The sequence below is a fragment of the Haloechinothrix aidingensis genome (genome assembly GCF_013450155.1).
GTDB lineage: Bacteria > Actinomycetota > Actinomycetes > Mycobacteriales > Pseudonocardiaceae > Haloechinothrix > Haloechinothrix aidingensis.
In genome coordinates this window covers 335,217-359,841 of sequence record NZ_JACCKD010000001.1, presented here as the reverse complement: position 1 = coordinate 359,841, position 24,625 = coordinate 335,217, and the positions used below count along the sequence as shown (strand labels likewise).

The 24,625-nt window shown below is 66.7% G+C and carries 21 protein-coding genes and 2 tRNA genes; 13 read left to right on the top strand and 10 right to left on the bottom strand.

Features of this window, described 5'->3' with window-relative positions; translation table 11 throughout:
* Positions 1 to 7: 7 nt before the first annotated feature.
* The 5 genes from H0B56_RS01725 to H0B56_RS01705 form a co-directional block, all read right to left on the bottom strand.
* Positions 8 to 1,081 carry a cupin domain-containing protein gene (locus tag H0B56_RS01725; protein ID WP_180891142.1) on the bottom strand — a complete coding sequence of 358 codons (1,074 nt, stop codon included), beginning with the start codon at positions 1,079 to 1,081 and terminating at the stop codon, positions 8 to 10.
* Positions 1,078 to 2,766: a (2,3-dihydroxybenzoyl)adenylate synthase gene (locus H0B56_RS01720; protein ID WP_180891141.1), complete on the bottom strand. Its 1,689-nt coding sequence runs from the start codon at positions 2,764 to 2,766 to the stop codon at positions 1,078 to 1,080. Before H0B56_RS01720 ends, H0B56_RS01725 begins: the two co-directional genes overlap by 4 nt.
* Complete coding sequence (locus H0B56_RS01715; protein ID WP_180891140.1) at positions 2,763 to 4,820, bottom strand: acetate--CoA ligase family protein; 2,058 nt, start codon at positions 4,818 to 4,820, stop codon at positions 2,763 to 2,765. Before H0B56_RS01715 ends, H0B56_RS01720 begins: the two co-directional genes overlap by 4 nt.
* Positions 4,817 to 6,373, bottom strand: coding sequence for an FAD-dependent monooxygenase (locus H0B56_RS01710; RefSeq protein ID WP_343063711.1), 1,557 nt, complete (start codon positions 6,371 to 6,373; stop codon positions 4,817 to 4,819). Before H0B56_RS01710 ends, H0B56_RS01715 begins: the two co-directional genes overlap by 4 nt.
* A gap of 142 nt (positions 6,374 to 6,515) precedes the next feature.
* The gene (locus tag H0B56_RS01705) at positions 6,516 to 8,831 is read right to left on the bottom strand and encodes a hypothetical protein (protein WP_180891138.1); all 2,316 of its coding nucleotides are present in this window, start codon (positions 8,829 to 8,831) and stop codon (positions 6,516 to 6,518) included.
* Positions 8,832 to 9,161: 330 nt separating this feature from the next.
* Here H0B56_RS01705 and H0B56_RS01700 point away from each other — a divergent pair, with 330 nt between their 5' ends.
* From H0B56_RS01700 to H0B56_RS01690, 3 genes are all read left to right on the top strand, one after another.
* Positions 9,162 to 9,959, top strand: coding sequence for a PaaX family transcriptional regulator (locus H0B56_RS01700; RefSeq protein WP_180891137.1), 798 nt, complete (start codon positions 9,162 to 9,164; stop codon positions 9,957 to 9,959).
* Positions 9,960 to 10,078: 119 nt separating this feature from the next.
* Positions 10,079 to 10,282 carry a hypothetical protein gene (locus tag H0B56_RS01695; RefSeq protein ID WP_180891136.1) on the top strand — a complete coding sequence of 68 codons (204 nt, stop codon included), beginning with the start codon at positions 10,079 to 10,081 and terminating at the stop codon, positions 10,280 to 10,282.
* A 42-nt stretch (positions 10,283 to 10,324) separates the two neighbouring features.
* Positions 10,325 to 11,830 carry a sodium:solute symporter family protein gene (locus tag H0B56_RS01690; protein WP_180891135.1) on the top strand — a complete coding sequence of 502 codons (1,506 nt, stop codon included), beginning with the start codon at positions 10,325 to 10,327 and terminating at the stop codon, positions 11,828 to 11,830.
* A gap of 228 nt (positions 11,831 to 12,058) precedes the next feature.
* Here H0B56_RS01690 and H0B56_RS01685 read toward each other — a convergent pair whose 3' ends face one another.
* Complete coding sequence (locus H0B56_RS01685; protein ID WP_246360772.1) at positions 12,059 to 13,171, bottom strand: esterase/lipase family protein; 1,113 nt, start codon at positions 13,169 to 13,171, stop codon at positions 12,059 to 12,061.
* A 72-nt stretch (positions 13,172 to 13,243) separates the two neighbouring features.
* Here H0B56_RS01685 and H0B56_RS01680 point away from each other — a divergent pair, with 72 nt between their 5' ends.
* Together H0B56_RS01680 and H0B56_RS01675 are read left to right on the top strand one after the other, a co-directional pair.
* Positions 13,244 to 13,909: a QsdR family transcriptional regulator gene (locus tag H0B56_RS01680; RefSeq protein WP_180891134.1), complete on the top strand. Its 666-nt coding sequence runs from the start codon at positions 13,244 to 13,246 to the stop codon at positions 13,907 to 13,909.
* Positions 13,910 to 14,544: 635 nt separating this feature from the next.
* Entirely contained in the window at positions 14,545 to 15,507 is a 963-nt protein-coding gene (locus H0B56_RS01675; protein ID WP_180891133.1) for a hypothetical protein, read from the top strand.
* Positions 15,508 to 15,893: 386 nt separating this feature from the next.
* Here the strand turns inward: H0B56_RS01675 and H0B56_RS01670 are convergent, their stop codons facing one another.
* Together H0B56_RS01670 and H0B56_RS01665 are read right to left on the bottom strand one after the other, a co-directional pair.
* Positions 15,894 to 16,691: a hypothetical protein gene (locus tag H0B56_RS01670; RefSeq protein ID WP_343063710.1), complete on the bottom strand. Its 798-nt coding sequence runs from the start codon at positions 16,689 to 16,691 to the stop codon at positions 15,894 to 15,896.
* Positions 16,692 to 16,693: 2 nt separating this feature from the next.
* Complete coding sequence (locus H0B56_RS01665; protein WP_180891132.1) at positions 16,694 to 17,524, bottom strand: hypothetical protein; 831 nt, start codon at positions 17,522 to 17,524, stop codon at positions 16,694 to 16,696.
* Positions 17,525 to 17,686: 162 nt separating this feature from the next.
* Here H0B56_RS01665 and H0B56_RS01660 point away from each other — a divergent pair, with 162 nt between their 5' ends.
* From H0B56_RS01660 to H0B56_RS01625, 8 genes are all read left to right on the top strand, one after another.
* Positions 17,687 to 18,217, top strand: a complete 531-nt coding sequence (locus H0B56_RS01660) for a hypothetical protein (protein WP_246360771.1) — start codon at positions 17,687 to 17,689, stop codon at positions 18,215 to 18,217.
* A gap of 186 nt (positions 18,218 to 18,403) precedes the next feature.
* Positions 18,404 to 18,757 carry a hypothetical protein gene (locus H0B56_RS01655; protein WP_180891131.1) on the top strand — a complete coding sequence of 118 codons (354 nt, stop codon included), beginning with the start codon at positions 18,404 to 18,406 and terminating at the stop codon, positions 18,755 to 18,757.
* Complete coding sequence (locus H0B56_RS01650; protein ID WP_180891130.1) at positions 18,754 to 19,170, top strand: WhiB family transcriptional regulator; 417 nt, start codon at positions 18,754 to 18,756, stop codon at positions 19,168 to 19,170. The genes H0B56_RS01655 and H0B56_RS01650 overlap by 4 nt, the downstream gene beginning before the upstream one ends.
* Positions 19,167 to 19,394, top strand: a complete 228-nt coding sequence (locus H0B56_RS01645; protein ID WP_180891129.1) for a hypothetical protein — start codon at positions 19,167 to 19,169, stop codon at positions 19,392 to 19,394. Before H0B56_RS01650 ends, H0B56_RS01645 begins: the two co-directional genes overlap by 4 nt.
* A 4-nt stretch (positions 19,395 to 19,398) precedes the next feature.
* On the top strand, positions 19,399 to 20,961 hold the full coding sequence (locus H0B56_RS01640; RefSeq protein ID WP_180891128.1) for an FtsK/SpoIIIE domain-containing protein: 1,563 nt from the start codon (positions 19,399 to 19,401) through the stop codon (positions 20,959 to 20,961).
* A gap of 53 nt (positions 20,962 to 21,014) precedes the next feature.
* Positions 21,015 to 22,742 (top strand): replication initiator, encoded by a 1,728-nt coding sequence (locus H0B56_RS01635; protein WP_180891127.1) that lies wholly within the window; start codon positions 21,015 to 21,017, stop codon positions 22,740 to 22,742.
* A 14-nt stretch (positions 22,743 to 22,756) separates the two neighbouring features.
* Positions 22,757 to 22,945, top strand: coding sequence for an excisionase family DNA-binding protein (locus tag H0B56_RS01630; RefSeq protein WP_180891126.1), 189 nt, complete (start codon positions 22,757 to 22,759; stop codon positions 22,943 to 22,945).
* On the top strand, positions 22,945 to 24,261 hold the full coding sequence (locus tag H0B56_RS01625; protein ID WP_180891125.1) for a tyrosine-type recombinase/integrase: 1,317 nt from the start codon (positions 22,945 to 22,947) through the stop codon (positions 24,259 to 24,261). The genes H0B56_RS01630 and H0B56_RS01625 overlap by 1 nt, the downstream gene beginning before the upstream one ends.
* A gap of 65 nt (positions 24,262 to 24,326) precedes the next feature.
* Here H0B56_RS01625 and H0B56_RS01620 read toward each other — a convergent pair.
* A tRNA-Arg gene (locus tag H0B56_RS01620) sits at positions 24,327 to 24,399 on the bottom strand.
* A 58-nt stretch (positions 24,400 to 24,457) separates the two neighbouring features.
* Positions 24,458 to 24,548 (bottom strand) — tRNA-Ser (locus H0B56_RS01615).
* Positions 24,549 to 24,625: the final 77 nt, after the last annotated feature.

Genomic DNA, 24,625 nt, shown 5'->3' with positions numbered 1-24,625 from the left:
GCGGCTCCTAGCGATCGTTCGGGTTCGGCGTCACGTGGCGTCGGTCGAGGTTGAGCGCTTCATATACCGGGGCGTCCGAGAAGGTGAAGAGGTCCATCCTGGTGTGCGCTTCTATGCGCAGTGGGCACCAGGACGGGACAGCAACGAGATCTCCGGAATCGAGGTCGGTGGCCTGTCCGTCCAGATAGGCCGTTCCGGATCCGCGGAATGCCTGCCACACGGACGATCCCACCGTGCGGACGGTCGCGCTGGTCGCTCCGGGCGCGAGCCGGTGCATCTCGGTGCGTAGCGTCGTCAGGGCGTCGCGCCCGTTCGTTGGGTTGGTGAAGCGGATTCCCGCGTGCCCTGGGCCGATCACGGTGGCGAAACCGTCGCGCTCGAGTTCCAGCTGCTGCTCCAGCGCATCGTCGGTGTCCGACCAGCGGTAGGCCATCAGCGGAGAGTTCGGTGTCTCCTCGGCCCAGATCGGACGCAGGCCCGCGTGTCCCCAGAGCTTCTCGGACCGGGACCGTTCCGGAGTGGCCTTCTCGGAAACGCCGTCCTCGCCGAATTCGAAGAAGCCCGCGTCGAGCTGGTGCACCAGCGGAATGTCGAGTCCGTCGAGCCAGACCATCGGGGCGTCCCCGACGTGATGGTGCCCGTGCCAGTTCATCGACGGGGTAAGCAGGAGGTCGCCCGGACGCATGGCGACGGGATCGCCGTTGACGACCGTCCACACGCCCTCACCTTCAACGATGAACCGGAAGGCACCCTGAGCGTGGCGGTGAGCCGGCGCCACCTCACCGACGCCGAGGTACTGTACGGCCGCCCACAGGTTCGGCGTCGCGAACGGCTTGCCGTCGAGTCCTGGGTTGGCCAACGCGATGGCGCGGCGCTCCCCGCCGCGCCCGACGGGCACGAGCTCGCCCGCCCGCTCGGCCAGCGGGTACAGATCGCTCCATTGCCATACGTGCGGCCGTGCTGCCGACTGCGGCGTCTGCGGCATGATGTTGCCGATTTCGGTCCACAGCGGAACCAAGCCGGCTCGGTCGAATTCCCTGTACAGCTGCTTGAGTTCCGGTTCAGTTTCGGTCCCGGTCATCCTGGGTGACTTCCTTCCTCCTCGAGCCGGCGCGCGATGTCGGCACGTAATGCCTTCTTGTCGATCTTTCCGACCTTGGTCTGCGGGATCTCGTCCACCACGACGAGCCGTTCGGGCCACTTGTACCGCCCGACGCGCGCTTGCTCGTAGGCCGAGCGCAGCTCCTCGAGCGTCAGGCGTTCGCCTGGACGGACCACCACGTAGACACAGACACGCTCCCCGACGTCGCGGTCGGGCATGGCGACCGCAGCGGCCTGGCTGACTGCCGGCAGCCGGTAGGCGATGTTCTCGACCTCCTCGGCGGAGACGTTCTCCCCACCACGATTGATCATGTCCTTGTCGCGGCCTTCCACGACAAGGTTGCCGTCCGGTCGCACCCGGACGATGTCGCCCGAGCGGTACCAGCCGTCGCCCGTGAACGCCTTCGCGTTGTGCGCGGCTGCCCGGTAGTAGCCACGCGGGGTGTACGGACCACGGGTGAGCAGGATGCCGGCCTCGCCGGCTGGTACAGGCGTGTCGGACTCGTCGACGACACGGATCTCGTCGGCCTCGCACATCGGCCTGCCTTGCGTGTACACGATGACCTCGTCGGGGTCGTCGAGCCTGGTGTAGTTCAGCAGCCCCTCGGCCATGCCGAACACCTGTTGCAGGGTGCAGCCGAGCACCGGCCCGACACGGCGTGCCAGCTCGGGCGCGAGCCGTGCCCCGCCGACCTGCAACAACCCGAGCGAGCTCAGATCGTGGGCGGTGTCGGCGTCGCGGAACTCGAGCCAGCGTTGCGCCGCTGCGGGCACCACGGCCGTTGCCGTCACGCGTTCCCGCTCGATCAGGTCGAACACCTTCGCCGGGTCCGGGGACGCGGTCAGTACGACACGCCCGCCGACGATGAACGTGCCGAGGATGCCGGGGCAGGCCAGCGGGAAGTTGTGTGACAGGGGTAGCACACCGAGGTATACGGTGTCGCTGTCGAAGCCGCATACTGCTGCGGAGCGCTTGGCGTTGTAGGCGTAGTCGTCGTGCGTGCGCGGGATCAGTTTGGGCAGCCCGGTGGTGCCGCCGGAGAGCAGGAACACTGCCACGCTGCCCGGATCCGGCGGCGCGCTGTCGAGCTCCTCGCGCGCCCGCGCGGGATCACCTGCCGGCGCGCACACCTGCCGGAGGTCGACACTGCCGGCACCGGGCGCGGCGGAGGTGACCAGCACGTGCTCGACGGTGCTGCTCCGCTCGGCGATGCGGTGGGCCATCGCCACGTGGTCGAAGCCCTTCAGCTCGTCCGGCACGGCAATCGCCCGTGCCTCGGCGTGCTCGACGAGATGGCTCAATTCGTGGTCGCGGTGTGCGGGCAGGGCCATCACCGGCACCACACCGAGCCGCAAGCACCCGATGACCAGCGCGATGAACTCCCAGCAGTTGGGCAGCTGCACCACGATCCGGTCGTCGGGGCGCAGCCCCAGCTCCCGTAGCCGGAGAGCCGCACCGTCGGCACGAGCGAGAAGCTCAGCGTAGGTCAGGCGTGTCGACCCGTCGACGACCGCCACTGCTGCTGGTGAGGCCTCGGCGCGGGCAATGAAGTACTGCGCCAGCGGGATGCCCTCCCAGTACCCTTCGGCCCGGTAGCGTGCGGCGGCGTCGGCCGGCCAGGGCACAACGCCTTCGGCTGTCGGTGATGTTCGCACCGAGCTCATCCTTCCTCCTGCCTAGGCGTGAGCACAGCATCCAGCGCCACCAGACCCGAGCCGGTCACGCGGAGCGGATTGATCTCGATCTCGCTCACGTGCGGGTGCGCGAGGAGAACCCCACCCAGCGACGTGATCACCCGGGCGAACTCCCCACGGTCCAGCACAGGGCCTCCCCGCCACCCGTCCAACAGCGCTCGACCCGCCAGCTCGTCAGGCATCGTCATGGCCTCAGCAGCATCGAGCGGGGCGACTCGGACGCTGACGTCGGCGAGAGCCTCGGTAGCGGTTCCTCCGAGTCCGCACAGCACGATCGACCCGAACACCGGGTCGCGCCGGGCTCCGACAACCAGATCCACGCCGGACGGCGCCATCTCCTCGACCAGGTAACGCGTGGCACCTGTGCCCTCGAGCGCGTCGAGCGCGTCGGCCAGCTGTGACTCGGTGCGGATATCGAGGTGCACCCCGCCGACGTCGGTCTTGTGCAGGATGGTGGCATCGAGAATCTTCACCGCCACTCCGGGACCGAGTTCGGCCAGCGCCTGGCAGGCCTGCTCACGAGAGTCGCACACGTGGCTGTCCGGGACGGGAATGTCCAGCGTGTTCAGGAACTCCTTGGCTGCCGCTTCATCGACCGTGCCCGCGGGTGCGGGGGGTACCTGACGCGTCGTGTCGGACCCGCCCGCGCCGCGGTACCGAGCTCGGGCGTCGGCGACCAGCGCCCGCGTCGCGTTGGCCGTTGCGGTCGGGCTGGACAGCGCCGGGACGCCTATCTTGTGCAGCTGGTCCCGGACCTCGACGGTGTCATCGGCCGGCCCGCCGAGCGTGACGACTGCCGGCGCGCGCTCCGGCAACCCGGCCTCCTGCACCGCACTGACGAGATCGATGGCGTCCGGTTCGGTCAGCATGTAGGTGGCCACGAGGTCGATCGCGGGATCGTCTGCCACGCTGCGCAGCACGGTGCCGAACCCGGCACCCGGCCTGCCTGTGTCGACCGGGTTGTGCTGGTAGGTCAGCGGGGGTAGTACCTCGCCGATGCGTGACCGCGTCGTCGTGGACAGCTCCGGTATCCGCAGACCGTCGGTGCGCAGGCGGTCCTCCACGAGCAGGCCCGGTCCGGCCTGCGCTGTGATCACGCCGATACCGGGGTCGGCTGCGGGTTCGAGCCGCAAGTGGGAAAGCGCGGTGAGCGCGTCGACCAACTCGCGATCGTCGTCGACCAGGACCGCACCCGCCTGCCGCAATGCCGCGCGAGTCGTGCGCCACGAGGTCGCCAGCGCGCCGGTGTGCGAGCGCGCGAAAGCGGCCACGTCGCTGCGCCCCGTGACGAGCGCTACGACGGGTTTGGCACGCACGGTGGACCGCACGGCCTCCAGCAGCCGTCTGCCGTCGGCCACCGACTCGATGTGCAGCGCGACCACCTCGGTGGCCGGATCAGTCGCGAGGTACTCCAGCACGTCCGGGGCGGTCACATCGACACCGGCACCCAGCCCTGCCGCCAGACTGATGCCAACGCCCGCGTCGGCCAGCGCGAACGCCAGGGCATGGTTCACCCCACCGCTGGTGGCGACTATCCCGACAGGGCCTGCGGGCAGCTGGGCCGCAGCCGGCACGAAGCTGGCAACGGGGCCGCGCTGGGGTGCGACGAAACCCGAGGTGTTGGGTCCCAGCACTCGGATGCCCGTCCGCGCCACGACCTCGAGAACGGCGCGCTGGTGCTCGTCACCCTCCTGGCCGATCTCGGCGAAGCCCCCGGAGCAGATCACCGCCGCCCGGGCTCCTGCGTCGTGGGCCTCGCCGAGAGCGGTCGCGGTCGCGTTCGCGGGCACGCACAGTACAACGAGGTCGATGGTCCGGCCGGTCGCGGCGACGGCCTCGCGCAGCGAACCGTACACCCCCTCCGCCGGATCCGGATGCCGCGCGTTGACCAGCGCGCATCCGTGTTCGTAGGTGGACAGCGAGCGTGCCATCACGGCACCGAGCTTTCCTCCGGTGCGGGAGCCCCCGATCACCGCGACTGTGCGGGGCGCGAACATCGCCTGAAGATCACCCGCCATGGTCATCGGACCACCGCCTGCGCGGCTGCGACGGCATCGGCGCGCCCGGACAGCACGAGCGTGGCGGCGCGGTCGGCGTCGGCACCCGGTTCGATCACCAGCGTGGGAATGCCGTGCACAAGCCGGGCCTGTTCGGAAAGCAGCGTCCTCGTCAACGCTGAGCCCGCGTGCACGGCCACGAGTGCCGGACCGTGCTCCGCGCGGCCGGCGAGCTCGTCGTAGGCGGCAGGAAGTCCGGACTCGTCCTCCGGGGCGGCCAGCCACAGGCCCCACGGGGCCGTCGCCGCACGTGGCTGTGGCGGTTCGGTTGTCAGGTGCACGCCGGGATCGTCGTTGAGGAAACGGCCAGGCAGCCGCGTGTCCCCTAGCTCGAGTGGCGTGTCGAGCACGTCGTGGCCGTCGTGGTCGGCGCGCCAGGCCCGCTCGACGTCGGCGACGAATTCCGGGTCCCGACCGGCCAGCTTGCTTCGGCCGATGCTGCGGGTGAGGAAGTGGAAGGTGAAGCGCGTGGGGTCGAACGACTCGTGATACCGCCCGAAACGCTCCCACCAGGACAGGCTGGGCCGCGCGGAGTCCTGGATCTTGGCCACCCCGGGCATGCGGTCGCGCTCGTAGCGCTGCAATGCCCCGGCGACGTCGTCCGGTGTCGTCCTGAGTGTCGCGGCCAGTGCCACCGCGTCCTCCATCGCCATCTTCGTTCCCGACCCGACGGAGAAGTGCGCGGTGTGTGCGGCGTCGCCGAGCAGCACCACGTTGCCGTGGTGCCAGGAGCGCGCGCGACGCGTGCGGAAGTTGCCCCACCGCGAGTTGTTCGTGAGCAACGGCCGGCCGTCGATCTGGTGCGCGAACAGCTTCTCCAGGTATTCCTTCGTCTTGGTGTCGCTGATCCCCGGAGGCTGGCTGGTGTCGAACTCGTCGAGACCGGCGGCGCGCCACGTGCGCTCGTCCGTTTCGACGATGAACGTGCTGACCGTGTCGCTGATCGGGTACCCGTGCACCGCGAACACGCCGTGCTGGCTGCGCTCGTGGACGAACGTCAGCCCACGGAACTGGTACGGCGTGCCGAACCAGATGAACTTCGCGTCCGCGACCTCGACCGACGGCGCCACCGCATCGGCCAGTTCCTCCCGGAGACGCGAGTTCGCACCGTCCGCAGCGACGACCAGGTCGTAGCCGTCCAGCTCGGCGAGCTCCGTGATCGCGTGCTGGAATCGTAGGTCGACACCGACCTCGGCGGCCCTGTCTTGGAGGAGCTGCAGGAGCTTCTTGCGATCGATAGCCGCCATCCCGTTGCCGGCGCAGCACAGGACCTGCCCCTTCATGCGGACCTCGATCTCGTCCCAGTGCGCGCCGTGGTCGCGCAATCCCTCGAGCAGCACCGGATCGGCTTGATGAATAGCGTCCAATGTGGCGTCCGAGAACACGACACCGAAGCCGAAGGTGTCATCGGCACGGTTGCGTTCGAAGACCGTCACCGCGACGTCCGGCATCGCCTGTTTGATCAACGTCGCACAGAACAGCCCGCCCGGGCCGCCGCCCACGCAAGCGATCCGTCTCACCATCTCCACCTCGCTGCTGCCACCGGCACGTTACGTGTCAAAAATAGCACGGTCGTCGATATATCGAAACCTTTTTGTGCGACCGAGCGGGGCCGGCGCACCGAGTCGCGTTCCGGCCCCGCTCGCGCAGCGCTTCCAGACCTCAGCCGAATTGCTCGATCCGGTCACAGCCCAGCAACGTGACCTCGACCGGGCCGTCGGTGGTGACGTCCAGCTCGGTGTCGCAGCCGACCTGTGCCTGTGCCGGGTCGACCGCCAGCGAACCGATATTGGTCACGTTGATCTCGATACGGTTCTCGCGCGGTTCCTCGGGCGGATCCGGGAGGTGCCGGAACTCCCTGAGGTACGGATTGACGGGGACCGTATTGCCGGAGACGCTGTGCAGTTCGGTCTGTTTCCCTCCGACCGCGCGCTCGCCGGCACCGAAGCCGCGCGAGAACGCCTCGACCGTGCCCAGCTCGTCGTCCTGCCGGGTGTCGATGTCGGGCAGCCAGTACGCGCGGTCGCCGACGAGGCCGGACTGCGGGTCGTCCATGAGCGGGTTACGTACATAGGTCACCCGTGCGGGGTCGTCGACGCGAGCCCCATCGCCGACCCAGTCGGTCAGCACATCCCAGGTGCCGCCGACCGAGATACCCTGGACCGCTGCCTCGCACATGAACGCGTGCTCGGAGGCTACTCCGGCCCACGTGATGAACTCGTAGTCGTAGTCACCGGCAGCGTACGCTTCGGCACGCTCACGCGTGATGTTGTACGGGATGAAGTCATCATTGGCTCCGGCCCACTCCATGACCGGCTGGTTGTGTCGCGACGGCAGCAGCGGGGTGAGCTTCGACCCGGCTTCGTGCTCGGTCACCGTGTCGACGGGCAGCGTGTCGGCGACCGCGTTGACCCCGGGGAACGACGGTGCCCTGTCGAGGCCGTCGCAGATGAAGGCCTTGCTGAACGCGTCCGGGAACTGCAGCGAGAGTTTGTTGGCACCGTAGGCGCCGCTGGAGAACCCGCCCAGCATGCTGCGGTCCGGGTCGAGCGGGTAATGCCGTCGGGCATCGGCGATCGCCTCGAACACGCTGGCACCGGACCGCCCGTAGAACCAGTTGTCGCTGCCACGTCCATCGACCGCGACGACGGCCGTCGGCGTCTCCGCATCCCGCGCCAACGACTGGTAAAGATCGTTCTCCCCGGTCACCCACTCGCCGGGGGTCTGGGCGAATCCCGGCAACCAGGTCAGCGACGCGTACCCGCCCCCGGACGCCCCCTCCTCCGGGATGTGGATCAGGTAGCGCTGAAGCTGGCCGGCCAGGCTGGGCACGCAGTCATCACGACACACCCAGCCGAACTGGCCGCTCGGGCGCTCCGACGACCCCTCGGAACTGTTCAGGTTCAGGCCATCTTGCTGGGTGAACGCCCCGGCGGGCGGGCCGCCAGCGTCGCCGGGCATCCGTCGCCCCTGCTCGTTCTCGAAGTGGCTCGGATAGATGCGGTGGATATAGCCGGTGTCGGGCACGCCCTCGCGCTGACCTGTCATGTCGTCTTCGACCTGGCGCCGCAGCTTCGCGAAGTCGACCTCGGCGAAGAAGTCGCTGATGTCTCCGTCAGCGATCGCCTCCTTCTGCTGCCGGTCCCGCCACGGCGCGTCCAGCGGTTCGTCGTACCGGAACGCGACGTCGAAGAACGCTGATGGCGCCGGGTCGCCCAGCTGTGCCCCGCCGGGGTGGTCCTCGTCGGCGACCTGCCGCGGAACCAGGTACTGATCGTTGCCCGTGTCCCAGAGGCCGCTCGCGGCGGCGATACGCACGGTCTCGTCACCAGGGTCGAACACCGAGTTCGGTACGTGCACCTCGACCTGTCGTCGTTCCAGGTCGACGGTGGCCGCCCCACCACCGACCTCCTCCCCGGTTGCAGCATCGACGAACCGCGCTCGCGAGCCGTGCACGGTGACGAAGCTTTCCGCCGGTAGCACCGTGTTCGCCCCATGCGGCGCGTCCACGGGTTCATCGGAATCGCCCAACGCGATCGTGGTAGCGACCAGGTCCGGATCGGTCATGGTGTTGTAGGTGATACGGAAGGCCGTCCCGTCACCGTGTGGTTGCGCCCGGAGTTCGACGAGGTCGGCCGCATTCCTGCGATAGGCATCATCGGTGGGGTAGGTGTAGGCATCCAATGCGGTCTCAGCAGGCCAATCCATGTACGTACCGCCGCCATGGTCGTCCCACAAACACCCTTGGTACAGGAACTCCCCGGCACGGTAGGCGCTGCTCATGCACACCTGGGTGGGCTCGGCACGCCAGATTCCCGTGTTCTCCAGCTGCGGCGCGCGTGGCGGTTCGTCGTGCAGGATGCTCGGGCCGGCATCTTCCTGCCACGCACCTTCTTCGGAATCGTCCGAATCCCCCGCTGTCGCGCTACCCGCCAGGGGCACGGCCAGTAGCGCGACCGCCACTACGGGAACGATCACGGGCCGCCCCCGCCGCCTTGTAGACCTCATCGTCAGCAACCTCCGATATTAGTGTCACATACAGAACGATCGGTATAGAAACGAATCATAAACTTCGCGTCAAGCACTCCGGAACACGGACGCGCCAGGACAGAGAGGTACGGAGACACGGGACTGTCGAGCGTGCCGTATCATGTGCCAACTATGGTCCGACCGTCACGGCAACGAAACTTTGATACGTCACAGGTCGCCCGAACCAGTGACGGAGGCGCGGAACCGCCGTCACAGCGTGACCGCGGAGTACATGCGAGACTCGGAAACCCCACGGTGACACCGAGCAAGGAGGGGCGCATGCGGCCGCGGTCGATCGTGTTCGACCTGTTCGGCGACTACATCCGTTACCGCGGCGGCGCCGCGCGCCTGCGCTCCATCAGCGCGTTGCTCGACTGCTTCGGCGTAGGCGACAGCACAGTACGGGTCGTGATGGCGCGACTTTGCAAGGAAGGATGGTTCGACGCGCACAAGAGCGGGCGCGAGACTGTCTACGCTCTCAACAGCGACAGCCTCCGCATGCTCAATGAAGGGCGAGACCGCATCTTCAATCCCGTTCGCGAACCGTGGGACGGGCAGTGGCACATGGTGATCTACTCCGTCCCGGAAGCCGAGCGCAGCATTCGCGACCAGGTGCGCAAGGAACTGGCCTGGCTGGGCTTCGGAGCGCTGGCCAGTTCGACGTACATCAGCCCGCATGACCGGCTGCGGCAGATTTCCGAACACTTCGCGAATGAGCCTTCGGTACGGCTGGACCTGTTGACCTGTCAATCCGGCGGAGTCGACACAGATCGCGAGATGGCAGCACGCTGCTGGGACCTCGAGTCGCTGAACGCCGACTACACGGAGTTCCTCACAACCTACGAGCCACGCCTCGGGCAGTACCGGCGCGGCTCACTCACCCCGATGGAAGCACTGGTCGAACGTACCCAGTTGATCTACGACTACCGCAAGTTCCCCTTCCGCGACCCGGACCTCCCCCTCGAGTTGCTCCCGCAACGCTGGGTCGGCCGGCGCGCCCACGACGTATTTATCGAAGCACACGACCTCCTTCAGGAGCCCGCCGAGGGCTACGTCGACACCATCATCAACCAGTAGGTTCTGCCGGGCCCGCTCAGCGGGATCGTCTCGCCATTTTACGTGTCGATATTGACACGAACGTCGCATGAGTGTTTCCTATTAGTCACTCAACCCATGCGACCGAAGAGAGGTCGGACGTGAACCGCACACGCCTCGTCATCGCGGGGGCCATCGTGATCGTCATGCTGGCGTTGCAATGGATCGGCTGGATCGGCTCGACCGCGGAGCCCGTCATCCTCGGTATGCCCATCCAGTTCGCATACTTCATCGCCTACGCCGCACTGTCCGCCGTCGCAGTGTGGGCGATCTTCCGTCTGGTGTGGCCCGCCCGACACAAGTGAACTCACAGCACGCGTTGCACCGGATCTGAAAGAGACGCAACTATGTCGGAAACCGCCCTCATCCTGCTCGGCGCGGCCACGTTCATCGTCCTCATGGCCCTGCTCGGGCGCGCGGCCGCCGCCAGAACGAAACACGACGCGGAGAGTTACTTTCTCGCCGATCGCGGTCTGCGTCGAACCGTGCTCTTCGCGGCGATCTTCGGTACCAACATGACCGCCTTCGTGATGCTGGGCCTACCAGGCGTGGCGTACCACGGTGGTATCAGCATCTGGCTCATGCTCGCCACGCCGCTGCTTTTCGTGATGCCGCTGTCATTCTACTTCGGATACCGGTGCTGGCTGGTCGCCCGCAGGTACGGCTACATCACTCCGGTGGAGTTCTACCGCGAACGGTTCCAGAGTGACGGTCTCGCCATACTGATGTTTCTCGGTTTCGTCGGTTGGACGGTTCCCTATATCCTGACCGGTGTCATCGGTGGCGGGCGCGCGCTGGAAACCTTCACCGACGGGACCGTCCCGTACTGGGTGGGTGGGCTCGCCGTCACGCTCGTCGTCGCCTACTACACGTGGGCCGGTGGGATGAAGGCGACCGCCTGGACGAACACCGCCCAGACCGCACTCTTCATGATGTTCCTTCTGCTGATCGTGCTGCTTGTTCCTTCCGCAGCCGGCGGCACCGAGCGGATCATCGGCACGCTGCAACGCGAACAGCCAGAACTGTTGGTGCGCAGCTGGGAAGGACCGTTCAGCCTTGGCGCGACAGTAAGCCAGCTGATCCTGTTCTCGTTCATCATCTTCGCCTTCCCCTTCGTATGGGTCCGGATGATCTCTGCCCGTAGCAGCAAGGACCTACGTATATCCGGCATCGCCTACCCGATCGCCCTGGTGGCGACGTGGGCGCCCGCGATCCTGCTCGGACTCTGGGGAGCTGCCGTTATCCCCGGACTGGCAGGCGGTGAAGCCGACTCGATCATTTTCATGATGACGGCCCAATTGCTCCCGACCTGGGTAGCGGCCTTCGGCCTGGTGGCGCTACTGGCGATTGTTATGTCGTCAATGGACGCCCAGATCCTGACGCTCAGCAACATGCTCAGCCGCGACATCGTCGGGCGCTACCGGAGCACAACATCCCCTACAGAGCAGGTGCGATTCGCCCGTGCGTTCGTCCTCGTGCTGCTGGCGCTGACCTACGGCGTGTCACTTCTGGACATGCCGGGCATCTTCGATGTCGCCCAGTTCGCCTTCACCGGTTTCGCGGTGTTCTATCCGCTGCTGATCGCCGGAATCTTCTGGCGACGCGCCACCAAGTGGGGGGCGATCGCCAGCCTGGTCGTCGGCCAAACCATCGCGATCAGCGGGTATCTCGAATGGTATCCCGTGGTAGGTGGGCTGCAACCCGTGTTCTGGGGTGTCACACTCGGCGCGCTCAGCCTCGTCGTCGTCAGCCTCCTTACACCACGCCAAGACGCCGCAGCCGACCGTTTCCACTCGGTGTGGAACGAGGTACGGCACGGTAAGCCGCAACCAGCGTCGGATCAGGGGAAGTAGCGAATGATGTTCCCTGGATTGTGTGTAGCTGGATTTCTGGATTCTGGGCGACGGGCTGGATGGTCGGGTGGTGTTCGTGCTCGATCGGGGTGAGCATGCCGGGTGCGATGTGGCTGGCGGCGTTGCCCCGGGGCCGCGGCCCCGGGGCAACGCCGCACCTGGCTCGATGCCATGCGCCTGACTGCGCGGCACAAGGGTGCCGATCTGAGGTCGTCGACCGCCGCGCCGTTAGTCCGCCAGGGTGTATGGCTTGAGCTTCGGTTCGGTTGTGACCCTTGGCGCCAGCGCCAGCTGCTGCGCGATGGTACTGGCTGTGGCGGTGTAGTCGCTGGCGAACTGGAGGGGATTCACTCCCGGCATGAATACCTGCCCGCAGACGGTTCTGTCGATTCGCCCAGGCTGGGCAGGCCCCTCGTGATCGAGGGCATCCATGGCGAGCGCGTAAGCACTGGGGGCGTAGGTGCCAACGGCTATGTGTTCGTTCGCGACGTCGGCCGGGCAGATGTCTTGGAGTGCGACGTTGGTGATGTCCCCACCGCCACCGTGCAACGACGACGTTCCCGAATCGTCGAGGTTCGGCTGCACGAACTCGTCGGTGCGGGTGTAGATGTTGGTGTAGGAAATGCCGGGGAAGGTTTCCTGACGCGAGTTCATGGCCTGGACGTACCGCGAGTTGAGCGTCTGCTGCCAGAGGGCTGGGGCGCAGCCGACCACTGGCGGGCAGAGGGCGTTCACGGCGAGGCTGCCGTGGTTGGTGGCGCCGAACGCGATGTAGTCGTCCACCATCGGCCGCAGGTCGGGCCAGAATCGCAGGGCGAAGCGCGGTTCGGTGCCGCCTTGGCTGTGCCCGAGTACATCGACCTTCTTTCCGCTGATCCGGTGAATGGTGCGGATGGCGTGCACGACGTACTCGGCCGAGACCTGAGCATCGCTCATGGCGTTGTTGGGCAGAGTCACCGAGCAGTAGGGGCGCCCGAGCTTGTCCATCGCCGGAAACCAGTTCCAACTGAAGTTGTCCCTGGGTGTGACGGTGGTTCCCGGCACAAACAACACCACCCCTCTCGACGAATCGGCGGTGTTGCCGGTGCATTGCAGCGCGGCCTCCAGCCTGTCCTTCGGCACTTCGAGTTCGGGACCTGGCTTGTCCACTGGGGCGAACCGCTCGTCCGGGATCGTTCGTTCCGGAAGGCGCTCGTCAGAGGGGGCTATTGGTGGATACGGGGTGTTATCCGGAGGCGGTGACGCGGACGGCGCGGCCTGGACCTGGCCTGCCAGCAATACTCCCAGCGCACTGACGATCACCGCGGCCGTCACGCCGCGGCGCAACACTCGTGACGCCATGCCAACCTCCGTTACACCTGCCTAGTTGTGTTACATAGCGGATCATAATGGAACGTGTGTAATATGCAAATCATGGCGCGGAACGACCTTCGAGCAGCAGCGACCAGTGGAATGGAACCCATCCACAGTGCCGACGCCGAACCGCAGACGCCGCTTCGGCGACAGCTCGACGGGGCAGTCCCGCAGGCGCGCGCGACACCACTCGACGCCCTGGCAATCGCCCGGCGACGGTTCCATCAGGGACTGCGACTCGATATGCGCGGAATCGCTGCGGAACTCGGGGTCAGTAGGGTGACCCTGCATCGCTGGGTCGGCACACGCGAGCAGCTGCTCACCGAGGTTCTTTGGGTGTCAACCGACCGCGCCCTCGACCGGACCGAGCGAGAGGTCGCTGTACATGGCTGCCACGGAAGCCGGACCGCGGAGATCCTCAGCCGGTGGGCCCGCGACGTCGTCGATCACCCAGGCGTTCGGTACCTCCAGGAAGAAGAGACCGACCTGTTCTTCCGCCTACTTACGCACAATGCCAGCGAGTTCCAACGACGCGTCCTCGAACGCATACGCCAACTGCTCGCCGACGACATCGAACACGGCCGGGTCACCGTTGAGCTTTCCGCGGAAGAACTCGCGTACGTCACCGTTCGCATCGTCGAGTCTTTCATTCACACACCAAGCATCACCGGAGACGCACCGGACGCCGACGGCAACGCGCGCGTGCTACACGCAGTGCTCCGTTGACATCCCTGGGCGAGGCCCGAACCAGTAGGACGCATCCTGGTCATTGCGCAGCTCAGGCATCCTGCTGCGATCGTTCATGTCGTGGATGAGAGCGCGGATGACGATCAACACTGAGCTCGGCTACGTGATCGTGAGAAGAAGAGAACCGCCTGGCCACAGGCGGTTCTCCGGCTGCGCGCCCGTAGGGATTCGAACCCCAAACCTTCTGATCCGTAGCACTAGGCGACACCTTGATCGTCCGGCGACCTGCATGGCACAGAGCGCTTTGTGTGTAGTGGACGTGCCTCGCTGTCGTCGCGGTTGTCGTCAGGACTGTCGTCATGTCATGCACGCATGCACATCAGGTGGGAACCAGCCGGAGGAGACTGGATAATATCGCTGACCTGCGGCGGAGCGTGCACAACGCGTGCCGCGGTTGGCCGTCGTTGGCCGTGGAATCTTGAAGAGATGTTGCTGCGACTGGGCACCTGAATGATCGTTCTTTCTAGAGGCACCCGGGTGTGCCGGTAGGTGCAGAGGCGGCGCATCGGCTCACTAAGGGGCATGCATAGTTGCGTCGCGCGTTTGCGACATACGAACCGACAGTTGCTATACATGAGAAGTAACGTGTTCTGCTATGCCGAGTTGGTGAGTGTGTGATGCCCGAAAGTCCTGAACATAAGAAACGACACGTGGTCAACTACGTAGAGATGGAATCTTCAGAGAATGTTACACGTGCTGAGATGATAAATACTGTTGGAGTTTTTGGACAACAGTATGATGTTTGGGATGTGCGTACTGACAATTGTCGCTGGTGGGCAATAACCAACTTATTAAACTTGTATAATCAGGATCGATTTCCAAGTATGGATGAAACATTATCCTTTCACATTGGCATGATGATGCGCTTATCCGAGCACAATAGGAGAACGGCGGACAGTGATGATGAGGAAGATTTGCTGCCCAGCGCATGGCGCCGGTTTGGTCAGGCAGTAGAAGCGCATAGTCTTGCAGTTGAGCCGGAAGACTATCAAACCGTCGCGATTCGGAGTCGTGAAGCGTTACTTGCAATGGTTCGAGACTTGTCTGATAAGCCTTGGATGCTAGACGAGACGCCCCCTAAGGCAGGTGATTTTAAGGGGTGGATTAGCCTCATTTGTCGCTCGCTGACAGAAGGTCGGCTGCGCTCGTACTTGACTGCCATGGCAGATAAGACCTGGGATCTTGCTGTTTCCTTGCAGCACAATACGTCAGCCGATCAAGTATCCACTGAACTATTATTGGACGGTGTCCGCCATGCGATGCAATCTATTGCGTTAATTGTCATAGGTCACGACAGAGGAACCAGGAGCACGTGTCCAAAATGTGGAAGCGTCAGGATCGAAAGTGACTATAGACCAGAAAGCGGCTTGGACTATCCGCATTTTGTAATATGCGGAGCTTGCGGCTGGGAAACGCAAGCAACTCCGCTGTGTCCGGCCGCTGCGACCAAAGAACAGAGGTTCTTCGAAGAGCATGGCGATGCCCTTGTCACTCAGGAACGAAATTTGGATGAAGTTCGCCGAACAACGAATCAACAACTGGATCCGCCTGAGGGCGACGAAGGCCGACCGCGTTGATGCTACTGGGCACAGTTTGGCTAGCGTAATTCGTTCCCTGTCCCCTTCGCCCTTGCCTGTGCGTAGCGCCGTGCTGGTGGGGTCAAGGGTGCGCGGAGCGCATCGCGTAGCGACGCCGCAAGGCGCCCTTGATGCCGCCAGCGCGGCGTTCGATCATGCGGGGGCGATGAAGGGGACAGCCCAAGGTGACGGGCGCATGCCGGGGTGCCTCGGCTGGGAACGGGCGCTGGTGCGTGTGGCGCGGCCGGCGACGCCGGCGCCGGCGTGAGCATTCGGCGGGAGCCGGCGCCGAGCGGGAGCCGGCCGTCGGCGGCGCGTCAGCGCCGCCCCTTGATCCAGTAGAGGCTAATTCGGCAACGCAACCGCGATCACCGGTGGATGTCCGCTTATCTGTCGGTGAGCATGATGCTGGCGAGGCTTTTGTCGTCGTGACGCTTCGCGCGTGGGAGCGCCTGGGCCTGTGGGTCGTCGTCGGCTTCCCATCTGTGGCAGTGGGACAGCACAGCGTGGAGCTGGCCGCTGTCGGCGTTGGCGAGCGCACTCCAGTCGTCGAGGGCGAGATGGTGCATGGTGTTGTAGGCGCCGTCGGTGGCAAGCACCAGCCATGGTGTAGCTGACCGGGACCGTCGTGCGGTGATCGCTTGGGCGGCCGCGGCTGGGTCGGCTTCGGCTATCCAGTATCCGTCGACCCGGTTCCGGCATTGGGCCTGCTGGTCCTGCAGCTCACGCAGAAGTCGCCGGTGTTCCTCGTCGTAGCCGCTGCCTGCCGCGAGTCGTTGGCGGTACTTCGTGCGGGGCGCGAGGTCGAGTTGGTCCATGCGGTCGTCGGTAATGATCTCGCCGGGAAGGATGGCGAGGTTGTCGCCGAGCAGGAGCAGGTCGAGATGGTCGCCGGTCTCGCGCGCGATGGTGACGGTGCTGGATGGTGATTCGCCGGCGGCAAGGTCGAAGTGGTCGGCCGTTTCGCGGATGGCCTCGGCCAGCGTGGCTGTGAGGTCGGCATCCGGGACCCTGGTCAGCGAGAGGCGCAGGCGCTCGGCGAGGTGATCGGCATAGGCCGACGCCGGTACCGGGACGGGGACAAACGCCGAGGCGCCATCGAGCATGATCACGGCATGGTCGGTCGTGGCGATCTTGTCGTCGCTGTCGTCGATGGCGGGCAGTTGAGCGGCGGCAATGCGCACGGTCAGCTCCAGACGTAAGGGCCGGCGAGAAGGTCGCTGCTGGTGATGGTCAGGTCGCGGTAGTCGGCGCGTACGGCCAGGGAGTACGACACGTCGCCGACCTCATGGTGTAGCTCGGCAAGGGCGTGAGAGAGGTAGTGCGTGGCTCCGAGTGAACCAATGGCGTGGATGCCTGCGATGTGGACGATGACGCGTTCGTCGCAGCGGTGCCGAGCGATGTAGGCAACATCGGCGTCGGCGGGGCTGGCCTCATCACTCGGCGAGCCGTGCCGCTCCCCCGTCGTTCGGTGCTCGATCCACCATCGCCCTGCCTCCTGGGTGATGGCGAGCATGGGATCGCGGCTGAGGAGGTCCGCGCCGACCGGAGCGGACTTCGGCCCGCAGACCACCACCCCGTCCGCGTCCGGTAGGTCGGTACGGTCCGGCGCGATCTGGTAGCGCTCGACAGTCAGGGCCAGCGACGTAAGCAACTGCTCGAGGTCATCGGCAGTTTGGGCGTCCTCGGCAGCGATCAGGGGACGCTCGCGGTCGGTGCTCTGGTACCGGTACGGCACCCCGACACTGACGGGACCGACACCGAAGAACGCGCGCTCCGGACCCGGGGCGGTACTGCGAATCTGAGTGATCCGCCCCTTGGTGATGCCCAGGGCCTCAGCGATCTCGGTATAGCTCAGATCCTGCTCACGGTGGGCCTGCTCGATGGCAGCCTTACGCAAGCGCGCCAACTCGGTCGCGCGCTGCTGATAGAAGGTCAGCAGCTCCGTCGCGCGCCGGCCTCGGCGAATCGGGTCCGGGTCCCGCCGCACGCTGTCGAAGTCATCCACGTTCACCATGCCGCGAGTTTAGACCCCCTTGACAGCCTGTCGCGACGACCGTACCTTGTGGTTTATGGCCCTAAACAACTCGTCGAGCTTGAAACATCAAAGTGTTTAGGGGCATAAACGACATGGGTGCCGGGACAGCCGGCCAAGACGGCGACAAGGAGTTCACTGGCGATGGGTATGGATCGGTTTCATCGGTTTGATGTGGCTTTTGGTGAGGCGTTTCCGAAGGGGTTGGTGCTGGTCGGCGAGATCGAGCCGGATAACGAGTTTCAGCAGAACCGCAACGCGGCGCCGCGGCAGCGGGTGGATGAGCGCACGGGGCTGCGGCAGTGGAAGGGAGTCTTCTCCGATCCGGCGCATGTGAAGGAGTCGGAGGCGTCGGTGAAGGTGACGTTTCTGGCTGAGGTTCAGCCGGTGCCGAGTGCGGAGGAGTTCGTGCCCGGCTGTGGGATGCGGCCGGTGGAGTTGGAGGGGCTGCAGGTCACGCCGAAGGTGACGGGCCAGGGGGAGTTCAAGAAGCTCGGCTGGTCCTACTTCGCGACCGGGTTCGCCGAGCCGGCCGGCTCGACCGGCGGTGGCACGGGTTCGGCGTCGGCTGCCGCTTCGGGCTCGCCAGCCAGCGGCAAGGGCTCGGCTCGTGGCTCGCGCGCTGGTGGCGCCGAGTCGGAGTCGGAGGCTTCGTCGGCGGCGGAGGCTGCCTGAGTTGGGGAGGGGGTGAGTGCTGTGGGTGTGCGGATCCATGTTCCGAAACCGCCCAAGCCTGATCGGTAGGGGTGACCCCGCTGGTGGGGGCCGGCCCGCTGGCACCGGGCCGGCCCCCGGGGGTCTCCCTCCACTTGGTGTGAGCCGTTGGCAGGGCCCTGTGATGGGGAGAGGAGTCGAGCATAGATGACGACCGGGATGGGTGCCGGTGCCGAGTTGGTGGTGGTGCCGGAGATGGTGCGCGCGGGCCTGGAGCGGGTTCGGCGCCAATATGTGCGGTCCTTGCGGATGCCGCAGGGCAGTGACGAGCAGAACGCCGCCCACTGGGCGCGGGTTGCTGAGGTGTATCGGCGGGAGGCGCGCTGGTGGGCGGTGTTGGAGCGGTGGGTGTTCTCGCTGCAGGGCCGCGCGGTCGGTGTGGTCTTCGCTGATGCCGCGATCCAGGCCCGCAACCGCGCCGAGAGGTTCGCGCAGGACTACGAGAAGTTGGCCGCCCGCGCCCGGAACCTCCATGAGGGGGCGGTGGGGGTGTCGGGATGAGTCAGCGACACGCACGCACGCGCCTGGATCGCGCTGCGCGGGGCGTGGCGACCGGCCGGGTGGATGCGCTCGATGCGGCTGGGGTGCGCACGCTCGTCGGCGCGGTGCTGTTCGACGGGGCGGGTGTGCCCGAGTGGCACACGCGAGCTGCCTGTGCTGGTGAGGATCCCGGGTTGTTCTTCGCCGGTTCGGGCCAGCAGGCATTCCGTGATCGCCGGCGGGCGCTGGCGATCTGCGCGGGTTGTCCGGTCCAAGCGGAGTGTGTGGCGGATGCGCTGGCCTGGGAGCAGCCCAGCACCCGCACCGGGATTCGGGGTGGGTTGTCGGCCTCACAGCGGCAGCAGGTCTACGAACAGCGCCGCGACCGGCATGGCGGGTCTGGCGCGACCACCGGTGAGGGGGTGGTGGCGTGAGTACCGATGAGGTGGGGCTCGTTGTGTTCGCGTCCCTGTTGCTCGTGCCGCGGGGGCTGGTGGCGGTGGCGCCGCTGTGCGTGATGGAGCGGGAGGCCTGCGACCGCGCCCAAACCTTGGCGCGGGACGGGTACGGCAGGTATCGGGGTGCGGTGCCGGTGGTGACCGAACAGTGGCTGGCCGCCGCCCGCCGGGACGCGGATGGGGGTGAGTCGCGTGGGTAGCTGGATGAACGGGCTCGTCGTCGACCGCGACGCCGGTTGGCAACAGATCCAGGTGGCCAAGGCCAGCCAGCGGCGCAGCATCCCGGCGAGGGTGGTGCGTCTGCTGGTCGCCGGCCTGCGGTGGCTAACGGTGCTCGTCGCCGGGTTCGCCTACCACAACCCGATCCCAGCGGCCCTACTCGCGCTGATCGGTGCCCTTCTGACGTGCGGATTGCCGTGGGCCGCGCTGGGCGTCGGGCTGCTCGCGGCGGCGGGGCTGGTGGCGTGGTTCCTGCTCGCCCCCGAGGCCTTCGACCGGTGGGTGGTCTCGCCGGGGCGTCGGTGGTGGCGTCGCCGCCGCTATGCCGCGGCCTGGGCGGATGTGATGGTGGCCGGCCGGCTGGTGGTCACCGACCGCCGGCGCCGCGAACTCGTGCCCAAGGTGGCCCGCATCAGGCAGGGCCGGTTCGCCGACGTGCTCACGGTGAAGTTGCCGAACGGGATCACCCGCGAGGCCTTCGCCGAGCACCTCGACGCGCTGGCGCAAGCGATGCGGGCACGGGAGGCGCGGATCGTGCCCGCCCCGGCCCGGTGGGCCCCCGGCTGGCTCAGGAGCCGGGCCGCGGCCGAGTTCGCCCCCGGTGCCCACACGCCGGGGCGGGTGTTCGTGCGGCTCGCCTTCGGCGACCCCCTGGCCCACGTCGTCGCCGGCAACCAACTTGCCGGCGGCGGCGACGTGGACCTCGCGGCGGTGCGGGTCGGGCGGCGTGACGACGGGGCCGAGTGGCTCGTCTCCCTGCTGGGCACGCACATCCTGCTGGCCGGGGCGACCGGCGCCGGCAAGGGCTCGGTGCTGTGGGCGCTGCTGGCCAGCATCGGTCCAGCGGTGCGGGCCGGCACCGCCCAGGTGGTGGGGCTGGACCCGAAGGGTGGGATGGAACTCGGATTCGGCCGGGAGCTGTTCCGCCACCTGGTAACCATGGACGGGCCCGACGCCGAGGACGAGGCCGTCGCCTTCCTCGAAACCCTCGCCGAGGAGGCCGACCGGCGCGCGGGCATGTTGGCCGGCCGGGCCCGCACCCTGACCCCATCGGTGGAGTTGCCGTTCGTGCTGATCATCATCGACGAGCTCGCGTCGGTGACCGCCTTCATTTCCGATTCCAAACGTCGCCAACGGGCCGATGCCGCCCTGGGGCGGCTGCTGACGAAGGGTCGGGCGCCGGGCATGTGTGTGGTCGGAGCGCTGCAGGATCCGCGCAAGGACGTGGTCAAGTGGCGCGACCTGTTCCCCACCCGCATCGCGCTGCGGCTGGTCGAGGCCGGCCAGGTCGACCTCGTCCTCGGCGACGGCGCCCACGCCCGCGGCGCCCGCTGCGAGGCAATCGCCACCACCACCCCCGGCGTGGGCTACGTGACCGAGGACGGCGCGGCCGCGATCACCCGCGTGCGCGCCGCCTATTTGACCGACGAGGACATTCGCCGGATCGCCGCGACCTACCGGCCCGGCCCCGTCGACGTCGGCGGCAGCCTGCGGGTCGTCGACGGCGAGCCCGGCCACCCCGCGGAGGCCGGCGGCATCGCGGCATAACCCCACACCCCGCCGTTCTTTTCCGTGTTTCGCGTTGTTGTGGAGACGTCTGTATGAGCACTGTGGACACCTCTGTGTCGGATTCCGACGGTTCGGCGCCGCATCGGCAGGTGGCGCCGGTGCTGGAAGACATCGCCGCAGGCACCGCCGAAGAGCTGGGCGTGTGCCTGCGGCCGATCGCCCTCAAGCGGGTCGATACCCACACCGGCGAGGCCGTCACGGTGCCGGTGCCCTGCGGGGCCACCCAATCCAGCGTGTGCCCCTCCTGCGCCGACAAAGCGCGCCGGTTGCGGATCCACCAGGCCCGCCAGGGCTGGCATCTGGCCGCCGAACCCCAGGTCGAGACGAGCGAGCCGACCACGCAGCAGCGGGCCGCGCTCGGCCAGCTCGCCGATTTGACCGAAGCCCGCGCCCACGCCGCAGCGATCGGTGACGAGCGGGCCGTGGCCGACATCGATCAGGAGATCGACGCGGCCCACCAACTGCTGCAGACTGACGGGCTGCGGGGCAGCCCCAGCAAGCCGGGTGAGAGCACGAGCAAGCGGCGGGTGCGCTCCACCCGCCGGCGCCAAGACACGCCCGACCTACCCCGCCGGCCTGTTCAGGCGACCACGACGGGTCGGGTGTTCACCGCCCCCGACGGCAAGCAATACCGACCCTCCACGTTCCTGACCCTGACGTTGGACAGCTACGGGCCGGTGCACACCGCCAGCCCCAAGCCGCAGCACCCCAAGCCGTGCCGCTGCGGGCAGGTGCACCGCCAGGATGAGGGGATCGTCGGTACGCCGGTCGATCCGGCGTCGTACGACTACCGCCGGGCGGCCCGGGATGCGATCCACTTCGGCAAACTCATCGACCGGTTCTGGCAGAACCTGCGCCGTGCGGTCGGCTGGAACGTGCAGTACTTCGCCACCGTCGAACCCCAACAGCGGCTGGCGATGCACCTGCACGCCGCGGTGCGCGGCACCATCCCCCGCACACTACTGCGCCAAGTCACCCAAGCGACCTACCACCAAGTGTGGTGGCCCCAGCATGATCACCCCGTCTATTCGCCGGAGCATCCGCCGGCCTGGGACGGCGAGGACGAGTGCTACCGCGACCCCAACACCGGCACAGCGTTGACCCCGTGGGACGAGGCGATCGAGGCCACCCTCGAGCCCGACGCGCAACCCGCCCACGTGGCCCGGTTCGGGCCCAACGGCATCGACGCCCAGGGCGTCACCGCCGGCAGCGACAAAGCCGGCAAATGCCTGGGCTACCTCGTCAAATACCTCACCAAGGACCTCGACGCCTGCTACGAGCCCACCACCGACCCCGAACGCGACCACCTGGACCGGTTGGCGGCCGAGCTGCAGCGCCAACCCTGCTCGGAGACCTGCCCCAACTGGCTGCTCTACGGCATCCAACCCGACCACCCCCACGAGGGCATGACCCCCGGCGCGTGTTCCGGCAAAGCCCACCGGCCAGCCCACCTCGGCTACCGCGGCCGCCGCTGCCTCGTCTCCCGCAAATGGTCCGGCCACACCTTGTCCGAACATAAAGACCAGCGGCGCGAGCACGTCCTCAAAACGCTCGGCGCCGTCGGAACCACCCCGCAGATGGCTACCCCGCCGGACGACGAGCCCGGCCGCTACCGATGGGTGCCCCTACCGCACGACGGGCCCAACCCACCCGACCGCACACAACTCCTACTGCACGCCATCGCCCAAAAACGCCGATGGCGCCAGCAATACCACAACGCCGTAACCGAACTTTCGGCAACAACCCACCAAGCCGCATGACGAAAGGGGAGTCCATGAGTACGGGTAGACAAGAGCTGATCACCGTCCAGGCGGCGGCCGACCAGCTCTCGGTCAGTCGTTGGAGCGTGTACCGGCTGATCTGGGATGGGCGGCTGAGCTCGGTGCACGTCGGTCGCTGCCGTCGAATCGTTCGGCAATCACTCGACAACTACATCGCCGGGCTGATTGAGGAGGCCGCGTGATGGCTACCAAAACTGGGCTCGCGTCCCCTGAGCCCGGCGACGGTGAGAACTCCCGTCGTGGCAAGGGGAAGCGCAACGCCAACGGCGCGGGCAGCATCTACCAGCGCAAGGACGGTCGCTGGGAAGCGAAGGTGTTCGTGAATACCCCGGACGGCTTGCGCAAGCGCGTCAGCGTGTACGGCGATACGTGGGAGGAGGCCCACAGCGAGAAGATCAGGCTGCAGGATCAGCAGCGGCGCGGAATCCCGGTCGCGGTCAGCACAGTCACGGTCGGCGAGTACATGTCGTACTGGCTCTATGACATCGCCCAGGCCAAGGTGAGGCGTACAACCTACTCGTCGTACGAGCTGCTGACTCGCCTGTATATCGTGCCTGGCCTTGGTAAGCGGAAGTTGACGGCACTTCAGGCCGCGCACGTCCGAACCTGGTTGAACTCGGTCAGCAAGACATGCCAATGCTGTGCGCAAGGCAAGGACGCCGCGCGGGCCGACAAGGGCAAGGCGCGCTGCTGCGCCAAGCAGCCGGCGGAGTGTTGTGAGCAGTACCCGGGTACCGGTACGTTGCGCGCGCTGCTCCGGGTCCTTCGCGCTGCCCTGCAGGACGCCATTGACGAGGACTTGCTCGCGCGGAACGTAGCCCGGCAGGTCAGCATGCCTACGGGTGCGCTTCGCAAGGTCAAACCGTGGACGGTGGAGGAAGCGCGGCAGTTCCTGGAAGCAGCGAAACACGATCGCCTGTACGCCCTGTGGGCGGTAGCTCTGGCTGTTGGATTACGCCGCGGTGAGGCCCTCGGGCTGCGGTGGTCGGACGTCGACCTCAATGCCGGCCGCATCAACATCGGCCAAGCCCTGTACCGGGTGAGCAAGGAACTCAAGCTCGATCAGGTCAAGTCGGAGTCGTCTGCGGCGTCGGTCCCGCTGCCCGAGCAGCTCGTCGTGATCCTCCGGCAACATCGTCGCCAGCAGCTTGCGGACTTGCGGCAATCGAGCACCAACGAGCACGGCCTCGTGTTCACGACCCGCAACGGAACCCCGCTGGAACCACGCAACGTCAACCGGGCGTTCGCCGCGCTGTGTCGGCGCGCCAATGTACGGCCGATCCGACTGCATGACCTGCGCCACTCGTGCGCGACGTTGCTGTTCTCCATGGGTGTGGATGCCGCGACCGTGCAGCGGATCCTTCGACACAGCTCGATCACCGTCACCACCGGCACCTATGTGGAGGTCATCGAGCAGGTGCAGCGTGACGCCGTAGCAGGCATGGACACCCTGTTCGGGTTCGACACCGGAACCGACGATGGCTCGGCAAGTGGCTGACCATTGTCGTCAAGACTGTCGTCGAAAGCCCCGGCGGAATGATCCGTCGGGGCTTCTGACCTGGGCGCGCCCGTAGGGATTCGAACCCCAAACCTTCTGATCCGTAGTCAGATGCTCTATCCGTTGAGCTACGGGCGCCTGTTTTGTTATCCGGCTAGTCAGCCTAACCGGTGCTCCGATCGCTGCCGCAACCGGGTGGCGGAGGCTGCGGGATTCGAACCCGCGAGGGGCGTAAACCCCAACCGCATTAGCAGTGCGGCGCCATAGACCAACTAGGCGAAGCCTCCCAGGACCAACGGCCACTGCCCAGACAGGTTACAGGCCAGCTCACACTGCCGACAAAGCGCCCCCGCCACCTCCGGCT